This window comes from Roseixanthobacter finlandensis, assembly GCF_043195105.2.
GTDB lineage: Bacteria > Pseudomonadota > Alphaproteobacteria > Rhizobiales > Xanthobacteraceae > NCEH01.
The window spans coordinates 1,424,900-1,448,753 of sequence record NZ_CM195536.1 but is presented as its reverse complement, the minus strand read 5'-3'; the positions used below and the strand labels follow the sequence as shown (position 1 = coordinate 1,448,753).

General features: G+C 66.1%; 13 protein-coding genes and 1 pseudogene. 5 read left to right on the top strand and 9 right to left on the bottom strand.

Annotated features, from left to right (window positions below; genetic code table 11):
- Nucleotides 1-54 precede the first annotated feature (54 nt).
- The 3 genes and pseudogenes from V5G24_RS06740 (at nucleotide 55) to V5G24_RS06730 (ending at nucleotide 3,009) form a co-directional block, all read left to right on the top strand.
- Nucleotides 55-1,077 carry a TRAP transporter substrate-binding protein gene (locus V5G24_RS06740; RefSeq protein ID WP_394085420.1) on the top strand — a complete coding sequence of 341 codons (1,023 nt, stop codon included), beginning with the start codon at nucleotides 55-57 and terminating at the stop codon, nucleotides 1,075-1,077.
- Between the two features lie 112 nt (nucleotides 1,078-1,189).
- A pseudogene (locus V5G24_RS06735) lies at nucleotides 1,190-1,666 on the top strand (TRAP transporter small permease subunit); the annotation flags it as partial.
- A 20-nt stretch (nucleotides 1,667-1,686) separates the two neighbouring features.
- The gene (locus V5G24_RS06730; RefSeq protein WP_394085419.1) at nucleotides 1,687-3,009 is read left to right on the top strand and encodes a TRAP transporter large permease; all 1,323 of its coding nucleotides are present in this window, start codon (nucleotides 1,687-1,689) and stop codon (nucleotides 3,007-3,009) included.
- Nucleotides 3,010-3,030: 21 nt separating this feature from the next.
- On the opposite strand, the gene V5G24_RS06725 is transcribed toward V5G24_RS06730, so the two are convergent.
- From V5G24_RS06725 to V5G24_RS06705, 5 genes are all read right to left on the bottom strand, one after another.
- Nucleotides 3,031-3,939 (bottom strand): transglutaminase family protein, encoded by a 909-nt coding sequence (locus V5G24_RS06725; RefSeq protein ID WP_394085418.1) that lies wholly within the window; start codon nucleotides 3,937-3,939, stop codon nucleotides 3,031-3,033.
- Between the two features lie 6 nt (nucleotides 3,940-3,945).
- Nucleotides 3,946-6,462: a circularly permuted type 2 ATP-grasp protein gene (locus V5G24_RS06720; RefSeq protein WP_394085417.1), complete on the bottom strand. Its 2,517-nt coding sequence runs from the start codon at nucleotides 6,460-6,462 to the stop codon at nucleotides 3,946-3,948.
- Between the two features lie 442 nt (nucleotides 6,463-6,904).
- Entirely contained in the window at nucleotides 6,905-10,240 is a 3,336-nt protein-coding gene (locus V5G24_RS06715; RefSeq protein WP_394085416.1) for a transglutaminase family protein, read from the bottom strand.
- A gap of 136 nt (nucleotides 10,241-10,376) precedes the next feature.
- Nucleotides 10,377-13,586, bottom strand: a complete 3,210-nt coding sequence (locus V5G24_RS06710; RefSeq protein WP_394085415.1) for an efflux RND transporter permease subunit — start codon at nucleotides 13,584-13,586, stop codon at nucleotides 10,377-10,379.
- A 31-nt stretch (nucleotides 13,587-13,617) separates the two neighbouring features.
- Nucleotides 13,618-14,898: an efflux RND transporter periplasmic adaptor subunit gene (locus V5G24_RS06705; RefSeq protein ID WP_394085414.1), complete on the bottom strand. Its 1,281-nt coding sequence runs from the start codon at nucleotides 14,896-14,898 to the stop codon at nucleotides 13,618-13,620.
- Between the two features lie 464 nt (nucleotides 14,899-15,362).
- On the opposite strand from V5G24_RS06705, the gene secA reads away from it, so the two are divergent.
- Entirely contained in the window at nucleotides 15,363-18,140 is a 2,778-nt protein-coding gene (gene secA / locus V5G24_RS06700; protein WP_394085413.1) for a preprotein translocase subunit SecA, read from the top strand.
- A gap of 349 nt (nucleotides 18,141-18,489) precedes the next feature.
- On the opposite strand, the gene V5G24_RS06695 is transcribed toward secA, so the two are convergent.
- Together V5G24_RS06695 and V5G24_RS06690 are read right to left on the bottom strand one after the other, a co-directional pair.
- The gene (locus V5G24_RS06695) at nucleotides 18,490-19,731 is read right to left on the bottom strand and encodes a hypothetical protein (RefSeq protein WP_394085412.1); all 1,242 of its coding nucleotides are present in this window, start codon (nucleotides 19,729-19,731) and stop codon (nucleotides 18,490-18,492) included.
- Nucleotides 19,732-19,962: 231 nt separating this feature from the next.
- A complete protein-coding gene (locus V5G24_RS06690; RefSeq protein ID WP_394085411.1) occupies nucleotides 19,963-20,913 on the bottom strand; it encodes an acetyl-CoA carboxylase carboxyltransferase subunit alpha in 951 nt (316 codons plus the stop codon).
- Between the two features lie 167 nt (nucleotides 20,914-21,080).
- On the opposite strand from V5G24_RS06690, the gene V5G24_RS06685 reads away from it, so the two are divergent.
- Complete coding sequence (locus V5G24_RS06685) at nucleotides 21,081-21,317, top strand: hypothetical protein (protein ID WP_394085410.1); 237 nt, start codon at nucleotides 21,081-21,083, stop codon at nucleotides 21,315-21,317.
- Between the two features lie 30 nt (nucleotides 21,318-21,347).
- On the opposite strand, the gene V5G24_RS06680 is transcribed toward V5G24_RS06685, so the two are convergent.
- Both V5G24_RS06680 and accD read right to left on the bottom strand, forming a co-directional pair.
- Nucleotides 21,348-22,673, bottom strand: a complete 1,326-nt coding sequence (locus V5G24_RS06680; RefSeq protein WP_394085409.1) for a bifunctional folylpolyglutamate synthase/dihydrofolate synthase — start codon at nucleotides 22,671-22,673, stop codon at nucleotides 21,348-21,350.
- Between the two features lie 53 nt (nucleotides 22,674-22,726).
- Nucleotides 22,727-23,620, bottom strand: a complete 894-nt coding sequence (gene accD, locus V5G24_RS06675) for an acetyl-CoA carboxylase, carboxyltransferase subunit beta (RefSeq protein ID WP_394085408.1) — start codon at nucleotides 23,618-23,620, stop codon at nucleotides 22,727-22,729.
- Between the last annotated feature and the right edge of the window lie 234 nt (nucleotides 23,621-23,854).

Sequence of the window (23,854 nt, the reverse complement as noted above, 5' to 3'; positions counted from 1 at the left end):
GGTTTCGAGGAAACGCCAATCGGACCGCTGACCGCGGCCATATAGGAGGACACCATGACCAAGATCGCTTCCCCGCGTTCGCGGGCCTGCCAGCGCGGTGCACTGGCCTTCGCCGCCGCGCTTTTGTGCGCCGCGCCCGTGGCCGCGCAAGACATCACCCTACGCGCCTCGCACCAGTTTCCCGGTGGCAAGGGAGATCCGCGTGACGAAATGGTACAGATGATCGCCCGCGACGTGGAAGCCGCCAATGTCGGTCTGAAGATCCAGGTGTTTCCCGGCTCATCTCTCTATAAGCCCAACGAGCAATGGGGCGCGCTGACCAAGGGCCAGCTCGATTTGTCTTCATTTCCGCTCGACTATGCGTCCGGACGTGTGCCGCAATTCTCAGTGACGCTGATGCCCGGCCTGGTGCGGAATTTTGATCGCGCCGAGCGCCTGAACAACTCCCCCTTTATGGCGGATATCAAGAAGATCGTCGAGGAACACGGCGCGATCGTTATTTCCGACGCCTGGCTTTCCGGCGCATTCGCATCCAAGAAGCAATGCATCACCAACCCCGACAGCATAAAGGGTCAGGTGACGCGCGCCGCCGGCCCGGCATTCGAGCAGATGCTGGCGAAGGCCGGCGCGTCCATCGCCTCCATGCCGTCGTCTGAAATCTATTCAGGCATGCAAACCGGCGTGCTGGACGCCACCAATACTTCATCTGAAAGCTTCGTCTCCTACCGCCTTTATGAACAAGTGAAGTGCCTCACGGCGCCAGGGGCGAACGCCCTGTGGTTCATGTACGAGCCGGTGCTCATGTCGAAGCAGGTGTTCAACCGCCTCAACCCGGCGCAGCAGAAGGCGATACTGGACGCTGGCAAGAAGGCGCAGGTTTGGTTTTCCACGGAAGTGAAAAAGGGCGATCAGAAGCTGATCGACACCTATAAGAAGGCCGGCGTCGAGGTGATCGAGATGTCCGCCGCCGATTACGACGCCTGGTTGAAGGTGGCTCAGGAAAGTTCCTACAAAAACTATTCCGAGAAGGTGAAGGGCGGCGACGAGCTGATCAAGAAGGCGCTCGCCGTTCAATGACGTCTGCCCACCCCCCGGCCCGTGCGCGGGCCGGGGGGTGGGAGAACCGCACGGCCGGCCCCTTCGCGGGCGCCGCCGGGTTGCCGTCTCTCGCACCAACCGGCCGAAAAACATGATCCGATCTTTTCTCGCCGCGGTGGATACCCTCTCCCGCATTGCCGCCGTCATTGCCGCGCTGCTCCTCTTCGGCGCCATGCTGGTGACGTGCGAGATGATTTTCCTGCGGTACGTGTTTCGCTCGCCAACCATCTGGCAAACGGACTTCGTCATCTTCGCCGCCACGGCCGCCGTCTTTATGGGTGCGCCCTATGTGCTGCAAACCCGCGGGCATGTCGGAGTGGACGTGATCGAGATCATGACGCCGGCGCCGGTGCGACACGCGCTCGGGCTCGCGGGCGCAACCTTCGGCCTGCTGTTCTGCATCGCCATGAGCATTGCGAGCCTGATCTTCTTCCACGAGGCCTATGTGAACGAATGGCGCACCTCAACGGTTGCCGCCATCGTGCTGTGGGTGCCGCTGCTGCCGCTGCCCATCGGCTTCGTTCTCCTCAGCCTGCAATATGTCGCTGAAATTCTGCGCCGGATCGGCGGAACCTATGGAGATGCCGCATGATCCAGCTTTCCCCCTCCATGGCCGGACTGACGGTGGTTGCGACCCTCGTCGTGCTGCTCGCAACCGGTATGCCGATCGCGTTCGCGCTGGGACTGTCTGCCATCGGCGGCCTGCTGATCGCGAATGGCTTTGGCGTGTTCGAGGTGCTGGCGGAGACCATGTTCGCAGGCATCGCCAACCTTGCCTATGTCTCGATCCCCATGTTCGTTCTCATGGGCGCGGCGGTGGCGGCGACGCCGGCGGGCAAGGACCTCTACGAAGCATTGGACCGCTGGCTGAACCGCGTGCCGGGCGGGCTGGTGCTGTCCAACATCGGTGCCTGCGCGATCTTCGCCGGAATGACCGGATCGAGCCCGGCCACCTGCGCCGCCATCGGCAAGATGGGCATTCCCGAGATGCTCAAGCGGGGCTACCCGTCCTCGGTCGCAACCGGCTCGATCTGCGCCGGAGGGACACTCGGCATCCTGATCCCGCCCTCGGTGACCATGATCGTCTACGGCATCGCCACCGAGACCTCCATCGGCCGCCTGTTTCTGGCGGGCGTCCTGCCCGGGCTGATGCTGACCGCGATGTTCATGGCCTGGGCCCTGTTCGACTGCAAGCGCAAGGGCTTCCGCTTCGACGAACAGGGCACGACCTTCACGATGAAGGACAAGATCGCCGCCCTGCCCCGGGTCACGCCGTTCCTGCTGATCATCGGCGGCACGCTCTATGTGCTTTACGGCGGCGTCGCCACGCCCTCGGAAGCGGCCGGCGCGGGCGCGTTCCTGACGCTGGGCGTGGTCATCATCATGTACCGGTTGTTCCGCCCAAAGCCGATCGTCGAAATCTTCAGCTCGACCATGCGGGAAAGCGTCATGATCATGATGATTATGGCCTCGGCCGAGTTGTTCGCCTTTGCCCTGTCATCCCTGTTCATCACCCAGAGCGTCGCCAGCGCGATCGCGTCGCTGGAGGTGAACCGCTGGGTGCTGATGGGCCTGATAAACGTATTTCTTCTGATCTCGGGCATGTTCCTGCCGCCAGTGGCGATCATCGTGATGTCGGCGCCGCTGCTGTATCCCATCGTCGTCAGCTCGGGCTTCGATCCCTATTGGTTCGCGGTCATCCTCACCATCAACATGGAGATCGGCCTCATCACCCCTCCGGTCGGCCTCAATCTGTTCGTGGTGAACGCGATCGCGCCGCAGGTTCGCACCAGCGAGGTGCTGTGGGGAGCTTTCCCCTATGTGATCGCCATGATGCTGGGGATTTTCATCCTCTGCCTGTTCCCGCAGATCGCCACCTGGCTACCGGACCTGGTGATGGGCCCGACCTGAACCCATGCGGTGGCGTCGGCCTTACGAGGCCGGCGCCACCGCATGGGGCCGTTCCACCGGCACCACATCCACCCCGACGGCGAGCAGGTGCTCGCCCGAGGCGACAATGACGCCGTCCACCGGCGCCACATCGGCATAATCGCGGCCGATGGCGAGGATGATGTGGTCGTTGCCGGCCGCGATCCCGTTGGTGGGATCAAGGCCGATCCAGCCCAAATCCTCCCCGCACCACACCTCCGCCCAGGCATGGGTGGCATCCGAGCCAGCGAGGCGCTCCTGTCCCGCCGGCGGCACCGTGCGCAGATAGCCCGACACATAGCGCGCCGAGAGGCCGAGCCCGCGCAGGCCGGCGATCATCACATGGGCGAAATCCTGGCACACGCCCCGCTTGGCGAGAAAAGCCTCGTGCGGCAGCGTGGTGACGTCGGTGGCGCCGGGCTCATAGGAGAAGTCGGTATAGATGCGCTCCATCACCTCCCAGGCGGCGGCGAGGATCGGCCGGTTCGGCGCGCAACTCTCCGCCGTCCAGTCGGTGATGGCGGGATCGAGCGGAATGGAGCGGCTCGCATAGAGCCCGTGCACCGGCGAACTCGGTCCGAGATCGGTGCTGGCGAACGCCGCCTCGCGCACCGCGTCCACCATCAAGGTGGTCTGGAGATCGGGCAGCGGCGCGGCTTTCACCTCGACCCGGCTGTGGGTGGAAATCTCCAGCCGGTCGTGGGGCGTATCGAGGGTGAGCCAGGCGATCGCATTGCCGAAGAAATCGAGCCCCTGTTCCATTTCGCTCGCGGTCGGATCGGTCGAGAGCGAATGGGAGAGCACATTCTGGTGATGCGGCCGGTCCACCGGCGTCATGCGCAGCACCTGCCGCGCCACGCGCACCTGCCCGCCGTAGAGATAGGTCGTGGTCTGGCGGATGTCATAGAGCATGGCGCCTCACCCCTGCCCCGGCCAGGCGATGTCCGCCGCCGGCCCCTGGATGAAATAATGGGCCGCGATTTCGTCCGACAGCTGGGCAAGATCGCCTTCCAGCGCGTCGAAATCCTCGATGTCGAAGGATTCGGCGGTGGCGGCCGTGAGATCGGCCCGCATGCGCGCGACGATCCGCTCCGAGCGCGGCGGCGGCTCGTCCGGATCGCGTCCCGGCAGCACCCGCAGATGGGCGGCGATGCGCTCCACCTGGAACGCCAGCGAACGGGGATTGTCCGGGTCCAGCAGCACCAGGTCCAGCACCGGCCCGCGCGCCTCGATCACCACATAGCGGCTGCGATAGGTGATCTGGCTGTCGGCGAGTTGCAACAGCACGTCGAGCGCGCCGCGCGGGGCGCCCTGCTCGGCAAAGGTGCGGGCGAAGCGCAGCAGCGCCATGCCCCGTTCGATGCGCCGGCCGAGCTCCAGAAAGCGCCAGCCGGTGAGGCGGTTCATGTTCTCGCTGGCGAGGCCGGAAAAGGCGGCGATGATGCGCAAGGCGGCATCCGCCCGCTCGTGGGCGTCCGATTCCGTCGGCGCCGTGGGCACCGGTGTATTGAGACAGGCTTCCAGATCCACCAGGGCGCGCCACGCATCGGGCGAGAAGCGGTCGCGGATCACGGACGCGGCGGCGCGGGCCGATTTCACCACTTGCGGCAGGCCGCCGGGCAGATCGTGCCGCGTTAGGGCGGCGATGGCATAGCGGCCGGGCGAGGCCCCGACGAAATCGCGCGGCATCGCGCCCCAGGAGGACAGCAGCGTGATCAGGCGCAGTACCAGCGGGCTGCTGGCGGGCTCGGTTTCCGCAAGCCGCCCCACCAGCGCCCGCACCAGGCGCAAGGTACCCTCGGCGCGCTCCACATAGCGGCCGAGCCAGAACAGATTGTCCGCCGAGCGGCTCGGCAGCGTGCCGGAGGAGCGGCGCACCCGCACATTGTCGGGGCTCGGCAAAAGGCTGGTGGCCGGCACCTCGCGATCCGCCAGCACCCACACATCCGCCGAGCGGTCGCCGCGCTGGATCGAGAAGGCGCGCGCGTCGAGCCGCTCCGAAATGCGGCAGAAGCCGCCGGGCATCACGGTCCAGCCATCCTCGGTGGCGGCCAGGAACACGCGCAGGGTGAACGGGCGCGGGGTGAGCTTGTCGCCGGTCCACACCGGCATGGTGGAGATGCGCGCCACATCCTGCCCCACCAGGTCGGCGCCACGGCGCGCCATGACCGCGGACAGCTGCCGCCGCTCCTGGGGGGCGAGATCCGCCCCGAGCACCGAGCCGCGCCGGCCGATGCCGGGCACCGGCGTGCCGAAGGCGGAGGCGACCACGAGTTCGTCCAGATGCTCCATCACCTGGGCGCGCTCGGCGCCCTGCCCGCACCACCAGGTGCCCACATGCGGCAGAGCGAGCGGACGGCCCAGCAGCTTGATGGCGAGGCGCGGCAGGAAGGCCATGAGCGCCGGCGCCTCCACGAGGCCCGAGCCCAGCGCATTGGCCAGCGCCACCCCGCCGATGCGCGCCACATGGGCAAGCCCGGGAACGCCGAGGCGCGAGCGTGCATTCAATTCCAGCGGATCGGCGAAATCCGCATCGAGCCGGCGCAGCACCACGTCCACGCGCTTCAGCCCAGCCACCGTGCGCACATAAAGCGCATCGCCCCGCACCGCGAGGTCCTCGCCCTCCACCAGCGAGAAGCCCATGTAGCGGGCGAGCAAAGCGTGTTCGAAATAGGTTTCGTTGAGCGCGCCCGGCGTCATCAGGCCGACCCGGCCCTCGCCGGTGCGGTCGAGCTTCAGGAGCGAGGTGCGGAAGCCCTGGAAGAAGCCCGCCAGCCGCTCCATGCGCATGGTGCGCGAGATATCCGGCAGGGCGCGCGACATGGCGAGGCGGTTTTCCAGCGCATAGCCGACGCCCGAGGGCGCCTGCGTGCGATCGGACAGCACCCACCAGCGACCATCGGGGCCGCGTCCCACGTCGGCGGCGTAGAAGCGCAGGAATTTTCCTCCGCGCGGCAGGGTGCCGACCATGGGGCGGAGGAATTCCGGGCTTCCGGCCACCGCGGCGGCGGGAAGCGCGCCCTGCTCCACCAGCCGCGCCGGACCGTAGAGATCGGCCAGCAGGGCTTCCAGCAATTGCGCGCGCTCCACCAGCCCGGCGGCGAGGCTGTCCCAGTCCGCCTTGTCCAGCAGCAAGGGAATGTGGCTGAGCGCCCACGGCCGTTCGCCGCCGCCCTTGTCGTCATAGACGCGATAGAACACGCCGCTGTCGCGCAGATAGCGGTCGGCCGCGCCGAAGCGCCGGCGCACTTCCTGCGGGCCGAGTTCCGCGAGCGCGGTGAGGAACGGCAGCCAATGGGCGCGCGGATGGCCATCGGCGCCCATCATCTCGTCGCGCACGCCGGGCAGCGTCTGGTAGCCGTCGAGAACGGCTTCCACCGCGGCAGCTGCGAACGGATCGCGATTGGTGTCCTCGGCCAGGCTCACTTTGTCCACGCTTGGCTTTTCCTCCCGAGAGCCCGCTCGTATGACTCATGACCGCCGGTTCGCGCGGCGCCGCCGTTCGCCGCATCACCGTTTGCCGCTTCGCTGGGCAGCTTTGGCCCATACGGACTTAGCCGATGCGGGCTTGGCCGATGCGGGCTTGGTCGATGCCGTTTCTTGCACGCACGGTGCAAGCCGGCGCTCCGCCGGCCCCGCACGCGAAACCGGCGATGTGCCCGCATGAGGCGGACCCATCGCCAGCGTCCCTAGAGCGCGATCCGCCCATGTGGAACCACTTGGTGGTTCCACATGGGCGGTGAATCGCCCTCTAACTTATCGAATATGGGCAGATCCGGCTCTAGCTTGACGAACTTTTCCCGCGAGGAAAGAACTTATCTGCGAATTGGAACGATTTCTTTTTCCGCCGGCAGGCGTTTGCCGCCGGCGGGGATGTTCAGATTCCGCCGGGCCGCCGCAGATCGAGGGTGGTGGGGAATTCGTCGGGCGCGGATTCCGCCGGCACATGGGGCACGCCGGGCGTATGGCCATGGTTCACGAACCGGGCGAGCCGGCGCGATTCCGCCTCGTAGGAATTCACCGGATAGGTGTCGTAGCTGCGGCCGCCTGGATGGGAGACGTGATAGACGAACCCGCCGCGCGAACGCCCGCTCCAGGTGTCGATGAGATCGAACACCAAGGGCGTGTGCACCGGAATGGTCGGATGCAAAGCGGAATAAGGATCCCACGCCTTGTAGCGCACCCCGGCCACGAACGTGCCGCTGCGCGCCGTTGGCGCGAGCGGAATCCGCCGGCCGTTGCAGGTCATCACATGGCGGGCCGGGTTGAACCCGTCCACCTGCACCTGCACGCGCTCCACGGAACTGTCCACATAGCGCACGGTGCCGCCGGCGGCGGCTTCCTCGCCGAGCACATGCCAGGGCTCCAATGCCTGGCGTAGCTCGATATCCACGCCCGCCCGCTGCACCTTGCCGAAGCTCGGGAAGCGGAATTCGAACTGGGCCTGGAACCACAGCGGGTCGAAATCATAACCGGCATCACGCAGGTCGCCGAGCACGTCCTGGAAATCGGACCAGGCATAATAAGGCAGCATGAAGCGGTCGTTCAGGGCCGTGCCCCAGCGCACCAGCGAGCCGGACAGCGGCTTGCGCCAGAGGGCGGAGATGAGCGCCCGCAGCAGCAATTGCTGGGCAAGGCTCATGCGCCAGTCGGGCGGCATCTCGAAGCAGCGGAATTCCACCAAGCCCAGGCGGCCCGTGGGCCCGTCCGGCGAATAGAGCTTGTCGATGGAAATCTCGGTGCGGTGGGTGTTGCCCGTCACATCGATCAGGATGTTGCGCAGCATGCGGTCCACCAGCCAGGGCGGCGGCGGCAGGTCGGTGCTCGGCGCGGGGAATTTGGAGAAGGCGATCTCCAGCTCGTACAGGCTGTCGTGCCGCGCCTCGTCGATGCGCGGATGCTGCGAGGTGGGGCCGATGAACACGCCCGAGAACATGTAGGACAGCGAGGGATGGCGCTGCCAATAGAGCAGCAGGCTCTTCAGCAGGTCCGGCCGGCGCAGGAACGGGCTGTCCGCCGGGGTGATGCCGCCCACCACCACGTGATTGCCGCCGCCGGTGCCGGTGTGGCGCCCGTCGGTCATGAATTTCTCGGTGCCGAGGCGGGCAAGGCGCGCCTCTTCATAGACGATGCGGGTGGTCTCCACGCATCCCTTCCAATCGGAGGCGGGATGGATGTTCACCTCCAGCACGCCGGGATCGGGGGAGAGGCCGATCACCTGCAGGCGCGGGTCGAACGGCGGCGGATAACCCTCCAGATGCACCGGCATCTTCAGCTCGGCGGCAACCGATTCCACGGCCGAGACGAAGGCGAGATAATCTTCCAGCGTGGTCAGCGGCGGCAGGAACACGCACAGCCGCCCGTCCCGCGCTTCCACCGACACGGCGGTGCGCACCGCCTGGTCGGCCGGCTCCGGCGCGCGCGCCAGATAATCGGACAGGATCTGCCGCGCCCGCTCGGCGGAGGGCACATGGCCGGTGGCCGCGTCGCGCTCATAGCCCTGCGCCATCTCGTCGGGATCGGGCAGCGGGCCGCGCGGCTCCATCGGGTCGGCGGGAACGGTGTGGGGATAGAGGATGGGCGAGAGATACGGCAGGGAATCCAGCGGCAGGCGGAAGCCGATGGCGCTGTCGCCGGGCACCAGGAACAGATGGCCGCGGCGGAATTTCCACACTTCGCTCAGCCAGCCCTGGCCGCCGCGCGCGTTCAGCCGCTGCACCGGAATGACGAAGCCGCGCGCATTGCCCAGCCCCTCGGCGAGCGCTTTCGCCAGGGTGATGCGGGATTCCGGGTCCGCCAGCCGCTTGTCGCCGGGCTCGAGATTCTCCGGCAGATTGGCTTCCTTGAGCAGGAAGTAGGCATTGTCCTCAAAGGCCGGCTGCACATATTTGCGGCCGAGGCCGAGGCGCTCGGCAAGGGCCACCGCGAATCGCTCGGCGTCGGCGGTGGTGACGCCGTGATCATGCGCCTCGTCGGCTATCAGCTTTTCGTCCTGCCAGATCGGCTTGCCGTCCTTGCGCCAGAACAGGCCGAAGGACCAGCGCGGCAGCGGCTCGCCGGGATACCATTTGCCCTGGCCGTAATGCAGCAGGCCGCCGGGGGCGAAGCGCTTGCGCAGGCGGCGCGCGAGATCGTCCGCCCGCACCCGCTTCTGCGGGCCGAGGGCGGCGGTGTTCCATTCGGCACCCTCATAATCGTCGATCGAGACGAAGGTGGGCTCGCCGCCCATGGTCAGGCGCACGTCGTTGGTGAGCAGGTCGGCATCGACCTTCTCGCCGAGCGTGTTGAGCGCGGCCCAGCTCTCGTCGGAGAACGGCAGGGTCACGCGCGGCGCTTCGGCGACGCGGGCCACCGACATTTCGAAATCGAATTCCACTTCCGCCGGCTCGACGCCGCCGGTGATCGGCGCGGCGGAGCGATAATGCGGGGTGGCGGCAAGTGGGATATGGCCCTCCCCGCACAGCAGGCCGGAGGTGGCGTCAAGGCCGATCCAGCCGGCGCCGGGCAGATAGACTTCCGCCCAGGCGTGCAGGTCGGTGAAGTCCACATCGGTGCCTGAGGGGCCGTCGAGCGCCGGCACGTCGGGCTTGAGCTGGATCAGATAGCCGGAGACGAAGCGGGCGGCGAGGCCGAGGCGGCGCAGCACCTGCACCAGCAGCCAGCCGGAATCGCGGCAGGAGCCGAGCTTGCTCTTCAGCGTCTCGTCCGGCGTCTGCACGCCTGGCTCCATGCGGATCACATAGCCGACTTCGGCCTGGACGCGCTGATTAAGCGCGACCAGGAAGTCCACCATGCGCGTCTTGGTGCGCGGCACGGCGGCGACGAAGGCGTCCAGCGCCGGCCCGCCATCCTCGAGCGCGAGATAGGGGGTCAGCTCGGCCTTCAGGTCGGCGGTATAGGTGAAGGGGAAATGGTCGGCATATTCCTCGATGAAGAAGTCGAACGGATTGATTACCGACATGCGCGCGAGCAGGTCCACTTCGACCTTGAACTCGGTGGTCTTCTCGGGAAACACGAGCCGCGCCAGCCAGTTGCCGAACGGGTCCTGCTGCCAGTTGATGAAGTGCTCGGCCGGCGTGATCTTCAGCGAATAAGCGGGAATATCGGTGCGGCTGTGCGGCGCCGGGCGCAGGCGCACGGTCTGCGGGCCGAGCATGATCGGCCGGTCATAGGAATAGCTGGTGACGTGGTGGAGGCTCGCTAGGATCGTCATTCAGGTCACCAGCTCCGGTTGGCACGGCATGGCTTGAGGTTAGACAAGCGCATCGGCCCAAGAAAGCGTGAGTTTGCGGCGCGTATTGCCTCATTTTCAGGCAGGACCGCACGGGCGGCCCTGCCTGTGCGCGGCATCAGGCAGATGCGGGGTGGCCGGGGACCGGGCCGGACGGGGGCGCGGCGGGGTCGTCGCTCTCCGGGGCGGCGTGGGGCTTCTTCTTCTTGTGCAAGTACTTCTCCTCGAAGCGCTGGAGCACCGTGTAGAAGGACGGCACGAACAGCACCGCGAGGCAGGTGGAGGCGAGCATGCCGCTCACCACCGCGATGCCGATGGACTTGCGCGAGTTCGCGCCGGCTCCGGTTGCGAAAACCAGCGGCAGCACGCCGAGGATGAAGGCGAACGATGTCATGAGGATCGGCCTGAACCGCAGGCGCGAGGCTTCCACCGCCGCTTCCATGATGTCCATGCCCTCCGCCCGTTTCTCGCGGGCATATTCCACGATCAGGATGGCATTCTTGGAGGCGAGCGCGATCAGCAGGACGAGGCCGATCTGGGTATAGAGATTGTTCGCGATCCCCAGCCCCACCAGCGCGCCGACGGTGCCGAGCAACGCCAGCGGCACCGCCAGGATGACCGAAAGCGGCTGGATCCAGCTTTCATACTGGCCGGCGAGCACCATGTAGACCAGCAGGATGGCGAGCGCGAAGACGTAGTACATCTGCGAGCCGACCTGCTTCTCCTGATAGGACATGGCGGTCCATTCGAAGCCCATGCCCGGCGGCAAGGTGGCGCTGGCGATCTGCTCCATCACGCTCAGCGCCTGGCCGGAGGAGAAGCCGGGGGCATTGGTGCCGACGATGGTCGCGGTCGGATACAGATTATACAGCGAGATCAGCGGCGCGCCGGGCATCACCCGGATGTCGATCAAGGTTCCCAGCGGCACCATGGTGCCATTGCTCGCCTTCACCTTCAGATTGTTGAGATCCTCCGGCGAGATGCGGGCCTTGGCCTCGGCCTGGGCATAGACCTGGAACACATTGCCGAACTTGTTGATCTGCGTGACATAGGCGGAACCCACATAGGTAGATACCGCGGTGAACACCTGGTTCACCGTGATGCCCAGCGTCTCCGCCTTGATGCGGTTGACGTCCACCTGCAATTGCGGCGCGCCCACCCGGAACGAGGTGGACAGATGCGACAGGGAGGATTGCGCCTCGCCCTTGTCGATGATCGCATTGGCCACGCGGTCCAGCAGCACATAGTCGAAATTGCCGTCGCGGATCTGCGGCTGCATGGTGAAGCCGGCGGCATTGCCGATGCCCTGGATCGCCGGGGGCACCAGCACCGCAATGCTGGCTTCCTGGATCTGGCCCAGTTCCTTGTTCAAGTGCGTGTAGATGGACAGGAGATCCTGGCCCTGGTGCTCTTCGCGCACGCTCCAGTCGTCAAAGGTCACATAGAGCACGCCGGCGCTGCTCAGGGTCGCGTTATTGTCCAGCGCCGAGATGCCGGTGATGCCGAGCACCACCTTCACGCCCGGGGTCTTCTGGGCGATGTCCGAGGCGCGTTCGACGATCGCCTGGGTGCGTTCGGTGGAGGCGCCATCCGGCAATTGCACCGCCAGCACCACATAGCCCTGGTCCTCGATGGGCAGGAACGAGGTGGGCACGCGGGTGAGGCCGTAGCCGGCAAGCGCGATCAGGGCGAGCGCCACCAGCACCATCAGGCCGGAGACGTGCACCATGCGCGAGATGAGGGCGGTATAACCCCGTTCGCAGCGGTCATAGATGGCGTTGAAGCCGCGATAGACCACGTTGCGCTTTTCCGGCGGCGTCGGCTTGCGCAGCCACAGGGCACACTGGGTGGGCTTCAGTGTCGCGGCATTGATGGCCGAGATGAAGGCCGTGGCCGCGATGACCAAAGCGAATTGCTTGAACATCTCGCCCGTCAGGCCGGGAATGAACGAGGCCGGCAAGAACACCGACATCAGCACCAATGTGATGCCGATGACCGGGCCGAACAATTCGTCCATGGCCTTTTCCGCGGCCGGCTGGCCTTCCATCCCCTCCTCGATGTGGCGCGCCACGCCCTCCACGATCACGATGGCATCGTCCACCACGATGCCGATGGCGAGGATGAGCGCGAACAGGGTCGAGAGATTGATGGTGAAGCCCATGGCCGCCATGGCGGCGAAGGCGCCGATGATGGTGACCGGCACGGTGGTCGCCGGCACCAGGGTGGCGCGCCAATCCTGAAGGAACAGGATGATGACGACCAGCACCAGGATGCCCGCTTCATAGAGCGTCTTGTAGACCTCGCCAATGGAGGCGGCGACGAACAGCGTGGTGTCGAAGGGGACGGTATAGGCGACGCCCTCGGGGAACGAGGTCTTCAGCTGCTCCATCTTCGCCTTGACTGCCGCCGCCACGTCGAGCGCGTTGGCGTCGGGCAATTGGAAGATGGCGATGCCGGTCGCCGGCTTGTTGTCCAGCATGAAGGTCTTGCTGTAGCTCTGCGCGCCGAGCTCGACCCGGCCGATGTCCTTCACGCGCAGGATGCGTCCGCCGTCCTGGTTGTCCACCTTGACGATGATGTTCTCATAGTCCGGCACATCGTTGAGGCGGCCCTGGATATTGACCGTATATTGGAAGTTCGTGCCCGCGGGGGTAGGCGGCATGCCCACCTGGCCGGCGGTGACTTCCTGGCTCTGCCCCTTGATGGCATTGACTACGTCCGAAGGCGTCAGGCCCACGGACTGCATCTTGTCCGGATCCATCCAGACGCGCATGGCATAATCGCCGGCGCCGAAGATGAGCACGTTGCCGACACCGCTGAGGCGGGCCAGCTCGTTCTGCACGTAGATGGCGGCATAGTTGGAGAGGAACAGGCCGTCATAGCGCCCGTCTGGCGAGGTCAGCGCCACGAACTCCAGGATCGAGGTGCCCTTCTGAAGCACCGTGACGCCCTGGGTCGACACCGCCGAAGGCAGCGAGGCCAAGGCGATGGAGACGCGGTTCTGCACCAGCACCTGCGCCATGTTGGGGTCAGTGCCGATGGCGAAGGTCACGACCAGCGTATAGGTGCCGTCGCTGGCCGCCCAGGACTGCATGTACAGCATGTCCTGGACGCCGTTGACCTGCTGCTCGATGGGCAGCGCCACCGTGTCGACGATGGTCTTGGCGCTGGCGCCCGGATAGCTGGTGGTCACGGTGACGGTCGGCGGCACGATATTGGGATATTGCGCCACCGGCAGGCGGATCAGGCAGACAGCGCCGATCAGGACAAAAAGCAGAGCGAGGACGTTGGCAAGGACCGGTCGCTCGATGAAAAAGCGCGAGATCATGTTCGCCGCCTGTGGTTCGAGGGATCGGCCGTCAGTTCTTCGGCGCCGCGGGTGTCGCGGCGGGAGGCGTGGTCGCAGCCGGCGGGGTCGCAGCCGGGGTGGTCGCGGCGGGGGTGGTCGCGGGCGTATTCATCGCCGGCGTGATGGGCTTCTTCTGCGCCGCCGGGGTCATGCTCCCCTTCTCCACCGTGACCTTGGAGCCCGGCACGGCCCGCTGGAGGCCGTTGACGACCACCTGGGTTCCCGCCGTCAGCCCGCCCGCGAGGGCGCGCAAGCCGTTGTCCTGCATCTGCCCGAGGTGAACCACCTGCTCGGCCACTTTGCCGGAGGCATCCACGGTCAGCACATAGCTGCCGCTCTGGTTGGTGCCGATGGCGGCATCATTGACCACCACCATGTCCGTCGCAGAACCCAGCGGCAGGCGCACGCGCGCGAACAGGCCGGGGATCAGCGCGAGGTCGTTATTGTCGAAGATGCCGCGCACCGTGAGCGTGCCGGTGCTGGGGTCGACCTGCGGGGAGACATAGTCGAGCTTGCCAGCGTGGGGATAGCCCTGCTCGGTCTGCAAGCCGATCTCGACCGGGATGTTGGCGAGGTCGCGCGACACCGATTGCAGGGTCTTGCCCTGCTTGGCGAGGCCTTCCTTGATGTTCAGGACCTGGGTCTCGGAGAGCGAGAACCACACATAGATGGGGTTCACCTCGACGATGGTGGCAAGCTTGGTGGGGCCGCTATAGCCCACCAGCGCGCCGATGTCCTGGAGATGGGCCGTCACCACGCCGTCGAACGGTGCGGTCACCTCGGTATAGCCGAGATTGATCTTGGCGATATCGAGCGCGGCCTGGGCGTTCTGCACGTTCGCCACCGCCTGGTCGCGCTTCGCGCGGGCCTGGTCGAGGGTCGCCTGGGAGGCGAAGTCCTGCTTCGCCAGCTGATTCTGGCGGTTGAACTCGGCTTCGGCCTGGACCTGAAGCGCCTGGTTGGCGGAGAGCGTCGCCTTCGCCTGGTCCAAGGTCGCCTTGTACTGGTCCTGCTCGATCACGAACAGGACGGTGCCCTTCTTCACCAGGGCGCCGTCCTTATATTTGATGTCGGTCAGGAAGCCCTGGACGCGGGCATTGAGGTCCACCGTATTGATCGAGGCGGTGTTGCCGGTGAGTTCGAGATACCGCACCACGGGCTGGGAGGTCGCCTCGGCGACGGTGACGGTGGGCGGCGGCGGGGCGACATAAGTGTTCTTTTCCTCGCAGCCCGCGAGGGCCACGGCGATCACCGGCAGCGCGAGCGCGATCCGGGCCGGAGTTCCAACCATACCCAAGCCTGCGCGCAGGCCAGCATTCAAGCCCACGCGGCAAACACGCGTTACCCGCCCCATCATCGTAAATCCCCCGGGACCTCAATCGTGCGGGATACTACTTAGCACCCTCGGACAAGTCCATGACAGCACGTGCACCGCAGTGCGGGATCGCGGGTTAAATTCGCGATGGCGGTTCCGCGGCGGGAATATCGGTCCGGAAGCGACGCCGTGCGGCCCGCTCTCATTGACAAGCCTGCGACCCGTTCATAAGTCTCCCGTCGTATCCCGGATGGGCACGTGACCCGTAACGGCCTTTCAGCCGGACGTGGGCGCGGTCGGCCCCGGATGAAGCGAATAACAAGCGTGGACTTGCTGGCGCCGCATTGCGCGTGTCGAACAGCGCGTTCATGGACCGGAGGGTCCGGCGGCCCGTCTCCGCCCCTCCGCTACAAGAGACGGGACGGAATAGAGACGTCACGATGCTAGGTGGACTTGCCCGCAAGATCTTCGGCTCCGCGAACGACCGCATGGTCCGCGGATTTCGCCCCATGGTGGCGGCGATCAACGCGCTTGAACCCGAAATCTCCGCGCTTTCGGACGATCAGCTGCGCGCCCGCACGGCCGAATTCCGCGCCCAGCTCGCCGCCGGCCGGAAGCTGGACGATCTCCTGGTTCCCGCCTTCGCCACCGTGCGCGAGGCCGCCAAGCGCGTGCTCGGCCTGCGCCCGTTCGACGTGCAGCTGATCGGCGGCATGGTGCTGCACAATGGCGACATCGCCGAAATGAAGACCGGCGAGGGCAAGACCCTGGTCGCGACCCTCCCGGTCTATCTCAACGCGCTCGCCGGCAAGGGCGTGCACGTGGTCACGGTGAACGACTATCTCGCCCGGCGCGACGCCGAATGGATGGCGAAGGTCTATAATTTTCTCGGCCTGACCACTGGCATCATCGTCCACGGCCTGGACGACGACCAGCGCCGCGCCGCCTATGCCAGCGACGTGACCTATGCCACCAACAACGAGCTGGGCTTCGACTATCTGCGCGACAATATGAAATACGACCGCGCGCACATGGTGCAGCGCGGGCATTTCTACGCCATCGTCGACGAAGTGGATTCGATCCTCATCGACGAGGCGCGCACGCCGCTCATCATCTCCGGCCCGCTCGACGATCGCTCGGATTTCTACAACACGATCGACACCTACATTCCGCGCCTCGGCAAGGAAGACTATGAGGTGGACGAGAAGCAGCGCACCGTCTCCATGACCGAAGCCGGCATGGAAAAGATGGAGCAGATGCTCTCCGCCGCCGACCTGCTGAAGTCCACCTCGCTCTACGACATCGAGAACGTGTCGGTGGTGCATCACGTCAACCAGGCGTTGCGGGCACACACCCTGTTCCAGCGCGACAAGGACTATATCGTCCGCAACAATGAAGTCGTCATCATCGACGAGTTCACCGGCCGCATGATGCCCGGCCGGCGCTATTCGGAAGGCCTCCACCAGGCGCTGGAAGCCAAGGAGCACGTGCAGGTTCAGCCCGAGAACCAGACGCTCGCCTCCATCACCTTCCAGAATTATTTCCGCCTCTACGAGAAGCTCGGCGGCATGACCGGCACCGCCAATACCGAGGCGGCCGAGTTCGGCGACATCTATAAGCTCGAGGTCGTGGAAGTGCCCACCAACGTCCCCATCGCCCGCAAGGACGATGACGACGAGGTGTATCGCACCGCCCATGAGAAATATGTCGCCATCATCGAGGTGATCAAGGATTGCTCGGAGCGCGGCCAGCCCGTGCTGGTGGGCACCACCTCGATCGAGAAATCCGAATTGCTCGCCGAAATGCTCAAGCAGGCCGGCTTGAAGCAGAAGGACTTTTCCGACCCCGCCGCCTTCAGTGGCCATGGCCACGAGAAGTCGTTCGCGGTGCTGAATGCCCGCTATCACGAGCAGGAAGCCTATATCGTCTCCCAGGCCGGCGTTCCCGGCGCGGTCACCATCGCCACCAACATGGCCGGCCGCGGCACCGACATCCAGCTCGGCGGCAATGTGGACATGCGCGTCGCGCAGGAATTGCAGCACCTGCCCGACGGGCCCGAGCGGGCCGAGGCTGAAGCGCGCATTCGCGCCGAAGTCGCCGAGATGAAGCAGAAGGCGCTGGCCGCCGGCGGCCTGTGCGTGCTCGGCACCGAGCGTCACGAAAGCCGCCGCATCGACAACCAGCTGCGCGGCCGCTCCGGGCGCCAGGGCGACCCCGGCCGCTCCAAATTCTTCCTCTCCCTCGACGATGACCTGATGCGCATCTTCGGGTCCGACCGTCTGGACGGCATGCTCCAGAAGCTCGGCCTGAAGGAAGGCGAGGCCATCATCCATTCCTGGATCAACAAGGCGTTGGAGAAGGCCCAGCAGAAGGTCGAGGCGCGCAATTACGACATGCGCAAGAACGTCCTGAAATATGACGACGTTCTCAACGACCAGCGCAAGGTGGTGTTCGAGCAGCGGCTCGATTTGATGAACGACGCCGATATCGCCGAGACCGTGGAGGACATGCGCCACTCGGTCATCACCGACCTCGTCGCCAAATACATCCCGGAAAATTCCTATCCCGAGCAATGGGATGTGAAGGGCCTGGACTTCGCCGTGCGCGACGTGCTGACCCTCGATTTGCCGGTGGAAGCCTGGGCGCAGGAAGAAGGCATCGCCGGCCCGGAAGTCACCGAACGCATCATCCGCCGCGCCGACGAATGGATGGCGGGCAAGGCCGGCCAATATGGCCCGGACCTCATGCGCTATATCGAGAAGTCGATCCTGTTGCAGACGCTGGACCATCTGTGGCGCGAGCACATCGGCATGCTGGACCATCTGCGCCAGGTGGTGGGCCTGCGCGGCTATGCCCAGCGCGACCCGCTGAACGAATACAAGTCGGAAGCCTTCCAGCTGTTCTCCGCCCTGCTGGGGCGCCTGCGCGAGATCGTCACCTCGCAGCTGATGCGGGTGGAGATCGTCACCTCCCCGCCGCCGGAAGAGGCGCTTCCGCCCATGGAAGCGCACCATATCGACGCCACCACGGGCGAGGATGAATTCTCCGCCTCCGCCGCCGCCATCGGCACCCGGCCCCGGCCGGACGTGGCGGGCGACATCGCGGTCGCCGCGCGCGACCCGAACGATCCCTCCACCTGGGGCAAGGTGGGCCGCAACGAGAATTGCCCCTGCGGTTCCGGCAAGAAATACAAGCACTGCCACGGCCGCTTCGCCTGAAGCGAAGTGCCTGAAGCGAAGTGCCTGAGGCTTGCGCCTCCCCTTCTGAACGAAAACGCCCGGTGCTGAGCCGGGCGTTTTTGCGTTTCAGAGGCGGATGAGGATGAGGATCCGGAACGGGGCGAGAGGGTCGAACCGACGGCCGTCCGAGGCCGAACCGAACCGGAGCATCCTCCGGATTCATCCTTGCCGAACCTTCGCCCGAAATGCAGGTTCGGTAGGCCGGAGACCTGCGGCGAAGCCTCAGTAAACCGATCTTCGTCCGCGCTAAGTCATTGTTTCACGTGAAACATTTTGCGTCCCAGCCGCCGCCGGCGGCGCTTCGGCGGCGGAAAAACCCGAGACGGCTCTAGCGCGTGCCGGAGGAGAACGTACCCGGCGTCATGATGGTCGTGGAGCCCTGCAAGACCGTTCCGGACGCAGTGCCCTGCCTCAGGCTGGCGGTCTGCTGCACCGATCCGGGCGGCAGGACGGAAGCGACACGCGGCCCGCTGCTCGTAGGCGCGGAGGCGGAGGTCGGATCCGCGCCCGGACGCACCGGCGCATTCGATTCGACTACCTGGCTTTCCGGAGAAATGCCCGGCGGGCGCGTGGTTTCGGGCATGGTGCCGGGCGGCGCCCCGTTCACGTCCACCGTGTAATCATTCGCCTCGGTGCCGACCGGGCGGAACTTGGCGAGGAACACCGGATGCATGCCCCCGTCGGTGCCGGTCTTTACCGGCGCCACGGGCAGCGATTTCGACAGCGCGGCGATCTGCAGGTCGTCGGCCATGCGCTTGGCGGCGACGGCGTTGGCGATCTCGGCGGGAACGGTATAGTTCGGGCAGGCGGCGGAAGCGTCGAAGCCGCGCCCCCCCTCCACCTGCGCGTTGAACACATAGTGCCGGTCGCACACGTTGACCTTCGGCTCCTGCTTCGTCACCTCGAAGCTGTCATAGCCTTCCTTCAGGTTGCGCCAGAAAGCCATGTTCGGGTTGGTGCGATGGCGGGCGAGGTTCTTCGGCGTCATGCGGAACGGCATGGCCTGCAATTGGAACGAGCGCTGGCCGCCGGCGAAGCTCTCGCGCGCCAAAGCGAAAATCTCGGCGATCTGCTGGTCGGTCATTGCGTAGCAGCCCGACGAGGAGCAATCCCCATGGATCATCAGGAACTCGCCGGTGCGGCCGTAGGACTTGTCGAACGCGTTCGGAAAGCCGGTGTTGATCGCGAGATAATAATTGGAATTAGGGTTCATCAGCGCCGGGGTGATGGCATAGAAGCCTTCCGGCGCCTGGCGATCGCCGATCTTCACCTTGGGGCCGAGCTCGCCCGACCAGCGGCAGATCGGATAGGTCTTCAGCAGCGCATAGGTGCCGTTGGTCTTTTGCTTCCAGACCTCCAGCTCGGATTCCTGCTTGAACAGGCGCACCAGGATCGGGCTGGAGGGCGTCATGCCCTTTTCCTGGATCATGGTGACCATCTGCGGCGACAGGGGCTGCTGGGAGCGCCGGGACAGATCGCCCTGGCCGTTGCAGCCGGCCAGCACCACCGCCGCCGTGGCGGCCAGTGCCGCGAGCCGGAGCCGGGAAATGAGGGGAAGCGGACGGCTCAACGCAGAACTCCAAGGTCCGTTTCGGGCGCACTAGAGCGCGATCCGCCCATATGGGCAGATCCGGCACTAAGAGCCATCATGCAAGCACCAACCTTGACGGGGCCTTACCATATGATGGCGGAAAAGCGATAAATCAGCGCCCCTTAGGCGCACATGACCGACCAATTGCGGCTGATATGAGATGGTTCCAGACAAACCGGCCGCCGTCCAGCTCCAGATGGTTCCAGATGGTTAAAGCGTGCGGCCGATCGCCAGGAACTTCGCCCGCCGCGCCTTGCGCACCGCCGCCGCATCCATGCCGGCCATGCCGCTCAAGGCTTCCGCGATCGCGTCCCCGGTCGCGGTGATGGCGGCCTTGGGGTCCCGATGGGCACCGCCGGTGGGCTCCTTGATGATCGAATCCACCACGCCGAAGCGCACCAGATCCTGGGCGGTGATCTTCATATTGGTCGCCGCCTCCTGTGCTTTGGCGGTGTCGCGCCACAGGATCGAGGCCGCGCCCTCGGGCGAGATCACGCTGTAGATGGCGTGCTCCAGCATCAGGACCTTATTGGCCGTGGCGATGGCGATGGCACCGCCGGACCCGCCCTCGCCAATCACGACTGCGACATTGGGCGCGCCGAGCGCAAGGCAGGCGTCGGTGGACCGGGCGATGGCCTCGGCCTGGCCACGCTCCTCGGCGCCGATGCCGGGATAGGCGCCGGCGGTGTCGACCAGGGCGATCATGGGCACGTTGAAGCGGTCTGCCAGCTCCATCAGGCGCGCGGCCTTGCGATAGCCCTCGGGCCGCGCCATGCCGAAATTGTGCCGGATACGGGTTTCCGTGGTGGAGCCCTTCTCATGGCCGATCACGCACACGGGTTCGCCCCGGAAGCGCGCGAAGCCGCCGATGATGGCTTCGTCCTCGCCATATTTGCGATCCCCCGCCATGGGGGTGAATTCGTCGAACAGGCCCTTGGCGAAATCGCCGAAGTGCGGCCGCGCGGGATGGCGCGCCACAAGGGTTTTCTGCCAGGGGGTAAGGGTGGAATAGAGCTGCGCCAGGGCGTCGGCGGCCTTGGCCTCAAGGCGCGTCACGTCGTCGGCAATGGCGACGCCGTCCCCGCTCGAAAGTGCCCGCAGTTCTTCCACCTTCGCCTCGAGCTCGGCCACCGGCTTCTCGAAGTCCAAATAGCTGCGCATGCCTGTCCGTGGGGTTTTGGGGAATGATGGACGGGTCCGTCCGGCACCTCATGGCGCGGGCGGAAGCTGCTCTTCGCGGCGCGGTAAGTCAAGGTGCGCCTGCCGCCGAGGCAACCGGATTTGCCCTGGCGCGTTATATCCCAATGGATTGCAGAGGAGAACCCCGCATGTCCGCGTCACCGCGACACCCCGCTTTCGATGAGACAAAGGCCGGCAAGGTCACCACCGGCGGCCCGCCAGGGTCATCGGAACCCGCTGGCAATCCCACAGCTGGCAAGCCCGCCGCCGGCAAGCCTGCCGCTGGCCCCCACGCCAAGCCGTCCCTGACCGATCCCGAGAAGACACCCGGAACCGGCGCCCTGCCCGATCCCCATCGACCGAACGAGGATGCGACCTCCGGCTGAGGAGAGGGCGAGGCCCCACACGCGGGGCCCTCAGAGCAAAGCGGCGCCATTCTCTTGCAGCACGGCGCCCGCCAGATAGAGCGAGCCGGCGATCAGCACCCGCGGCGGCGGCATCAGGGGGAAGGACGCAAGCCCATCGAGCGCAGCGCCCACATCGCGCGCCACCGAGCCGGACATGCCGAGCACGGCGGCGGCTGCCGCCACTTCCTCGGGCGAGAGGCCCTTGTGCTCGCCGGGAACGGGCACCGCGATCACCTCGCGCGCGAGCCCCGCGAATGGCGCCAGGAAGGCCGCGACATCCTTCGAGCCCAGCATGCCCACGATCATCACCAGCGGGCGCGCATAGCGCTCTTCCAGCTCCGCCAAGGCATTGGCGAGGGCGGCGCCGCCGGCGGCATTGTGTCCACCGTCGAGCCAGACTTCCACGTCGGCCGGCGCGCGCGCGGTCAGCGGGCCCGGCGCCAAGCGCTGGAGCCGCGCCGGCCATTCGGCCGCCCGCAATCCGGCCTCGATGGCGGCGGCGCTTACGCCCAATTGCGGCAAGGCCCGCAAGGTCGCGACCGCAAGCCCGGCATTGTCGATCTGGTGCGCGCCCATGAGGCGCGGACGCGGCAAATCGAGAAGCCCGGCCTCGTCGGAATAGACCAGCCGCCCCGCTTCCTCGTGCATGGTCCATTGCTGCCCGCGCGCGAACAAAGGCGCGAGCTTGCGCGCCGCAGCGCGCTCGATCACCGCCAGCGCCTCGTCCGGCTGGCCGGCGAGGATGACCGGCACGCGGCGCTTGATGATGCCGGCCTTCTCGGCGGCGATCAGCTCCAGCGTCGGCCCGAGAAAATCCACATGGTCGATGGACAGCGGCGTGATGACGCTGGCCAGAGGCGCATCCACCACATTGGTGGCGTCGAGCCGCCCGCCGAGGCCAACTTCCAGCAGCAGCACGTCCGCCGGCACCTGGGCGAACAGGACGAAGGCGGCCGCCGTCGTGATCTCGAACAGGGTGATGGGCGCCCCGGCATTGGCCGCTTCCACCTGGTCGAGGGCCTGCGAGAGCGCCGCATCCTCCACCAAAGCACTGGCAAGGCGGATGCGCTCGTTGAAGCGCACCAGATGGGGCGAGGTGTAGACATGCACGCGCTTGCCCGCCGCCTCCAGCGCCGCGCGCAGGAAGGCGATGGTGGATCCCTTGCCATTGGTGCCCGCCACGTGGATCACGGGCGGCAGGCGAAGTTCGGGATGATCGAGCGCGGTAAGCAGGCGATGGACCCGATCCAGCGAAAGGTCGATCCGCTGGGGGTGGAGCGCCGCGAGGCGCTCCAGAATGGCGTCGGGTCCGCCGACGGGGCGGGAGAGGGACATCGTCTTCTACCCCTGCGCGGCTTCGGCCGCGCGGCGCAATGGTTGGGTGGGCATCAGGCGGCGGCGGGACGCGGCAGGCGCCCCTTGGGCGGCACGGCCGGCGCCTTCACCAGGATGCGGCACAGGCGGCCCAGCGTCTCGCGCATCTGGTGGCGATGTATCACCATGTCGATCATGCCGTGCTCACGCAGATATTCGGCCCGCTGGAAGCCGTCCGGCAGCTTCTCGCGGATGGTCTGCTCGATCACGCGCGGCCCGGCAAATCCGATCAGCGCGCCCGGCTCGGCGATCTGGATGTCGCCCAGCATGGCGTAGGAGGCGGTGACGCCGCCGGTGGTCGGATTGGTGAGAACCACGATGTAAGGCTTCTTCGCCTCGCGCAATTCCTGGATCGCCACCGTGGTGCGGGGCATCTGCATGAGGGAAAGGATGCCCTCCTGCATGCGCGCGCCACCCGAGGCGGCGAACATGATGAAGGGCGTGCCCTTCTCGGCCGCCGTCTGGAGCCCCTTCACCACCGCCTCGCCGGCGGCCATGCCGAGCGAACCGCCCATGAAGCCGAAATCCTGCACCGCGATGGTCACGGGCAAGGCTTCCAGCAGGCCGGTCGCGACCTTCACGGCATCCTGCATGCCGGTCTTGGTGCGGGCATCCTTGAGGCGGTCGGCATAGCGGCGCTCGTCGCGGAACTTCAGCGGGTCGATGGTGACCTCCGGAAGCGCGACCTCCGCATAGGCGCCATCATCGAAGGTGGCCTTCAGCCGCTTCGTGGCGTCCATGCGCATGTGATAGCCGGAGCCCGGAATCACATAGAGATTGGCCTCCAGATCCTTGTGGAACACCATCTGCCCGGTTTCCGGGCACTTCACCCACAGATTCTCCGGTACATCCCGGCGCGCCAGGAAATCGCGGATCTTCGGGCGGACGACGTTGGAAATCCAATTCAAGGAGAATGCTCCGGCTGTGGCGCGCTCCATGTAATACCGAGCGGGCGGGAACGGAAGGGCGGTCGCGCTGCGCTGCGCAAATCCAGCGCCGCCGACCCTTGCGTCATCTCACCGAAGGGCTTGGGCGCGCATGGTGGCGAAACCACGGCGGAGGCAAGCTATTCCGTTAAGGAATGAAGATACACCCGACATTTTGATTGGACGGCGTTTTCTAACCGGTTTAATCGCCCCCTC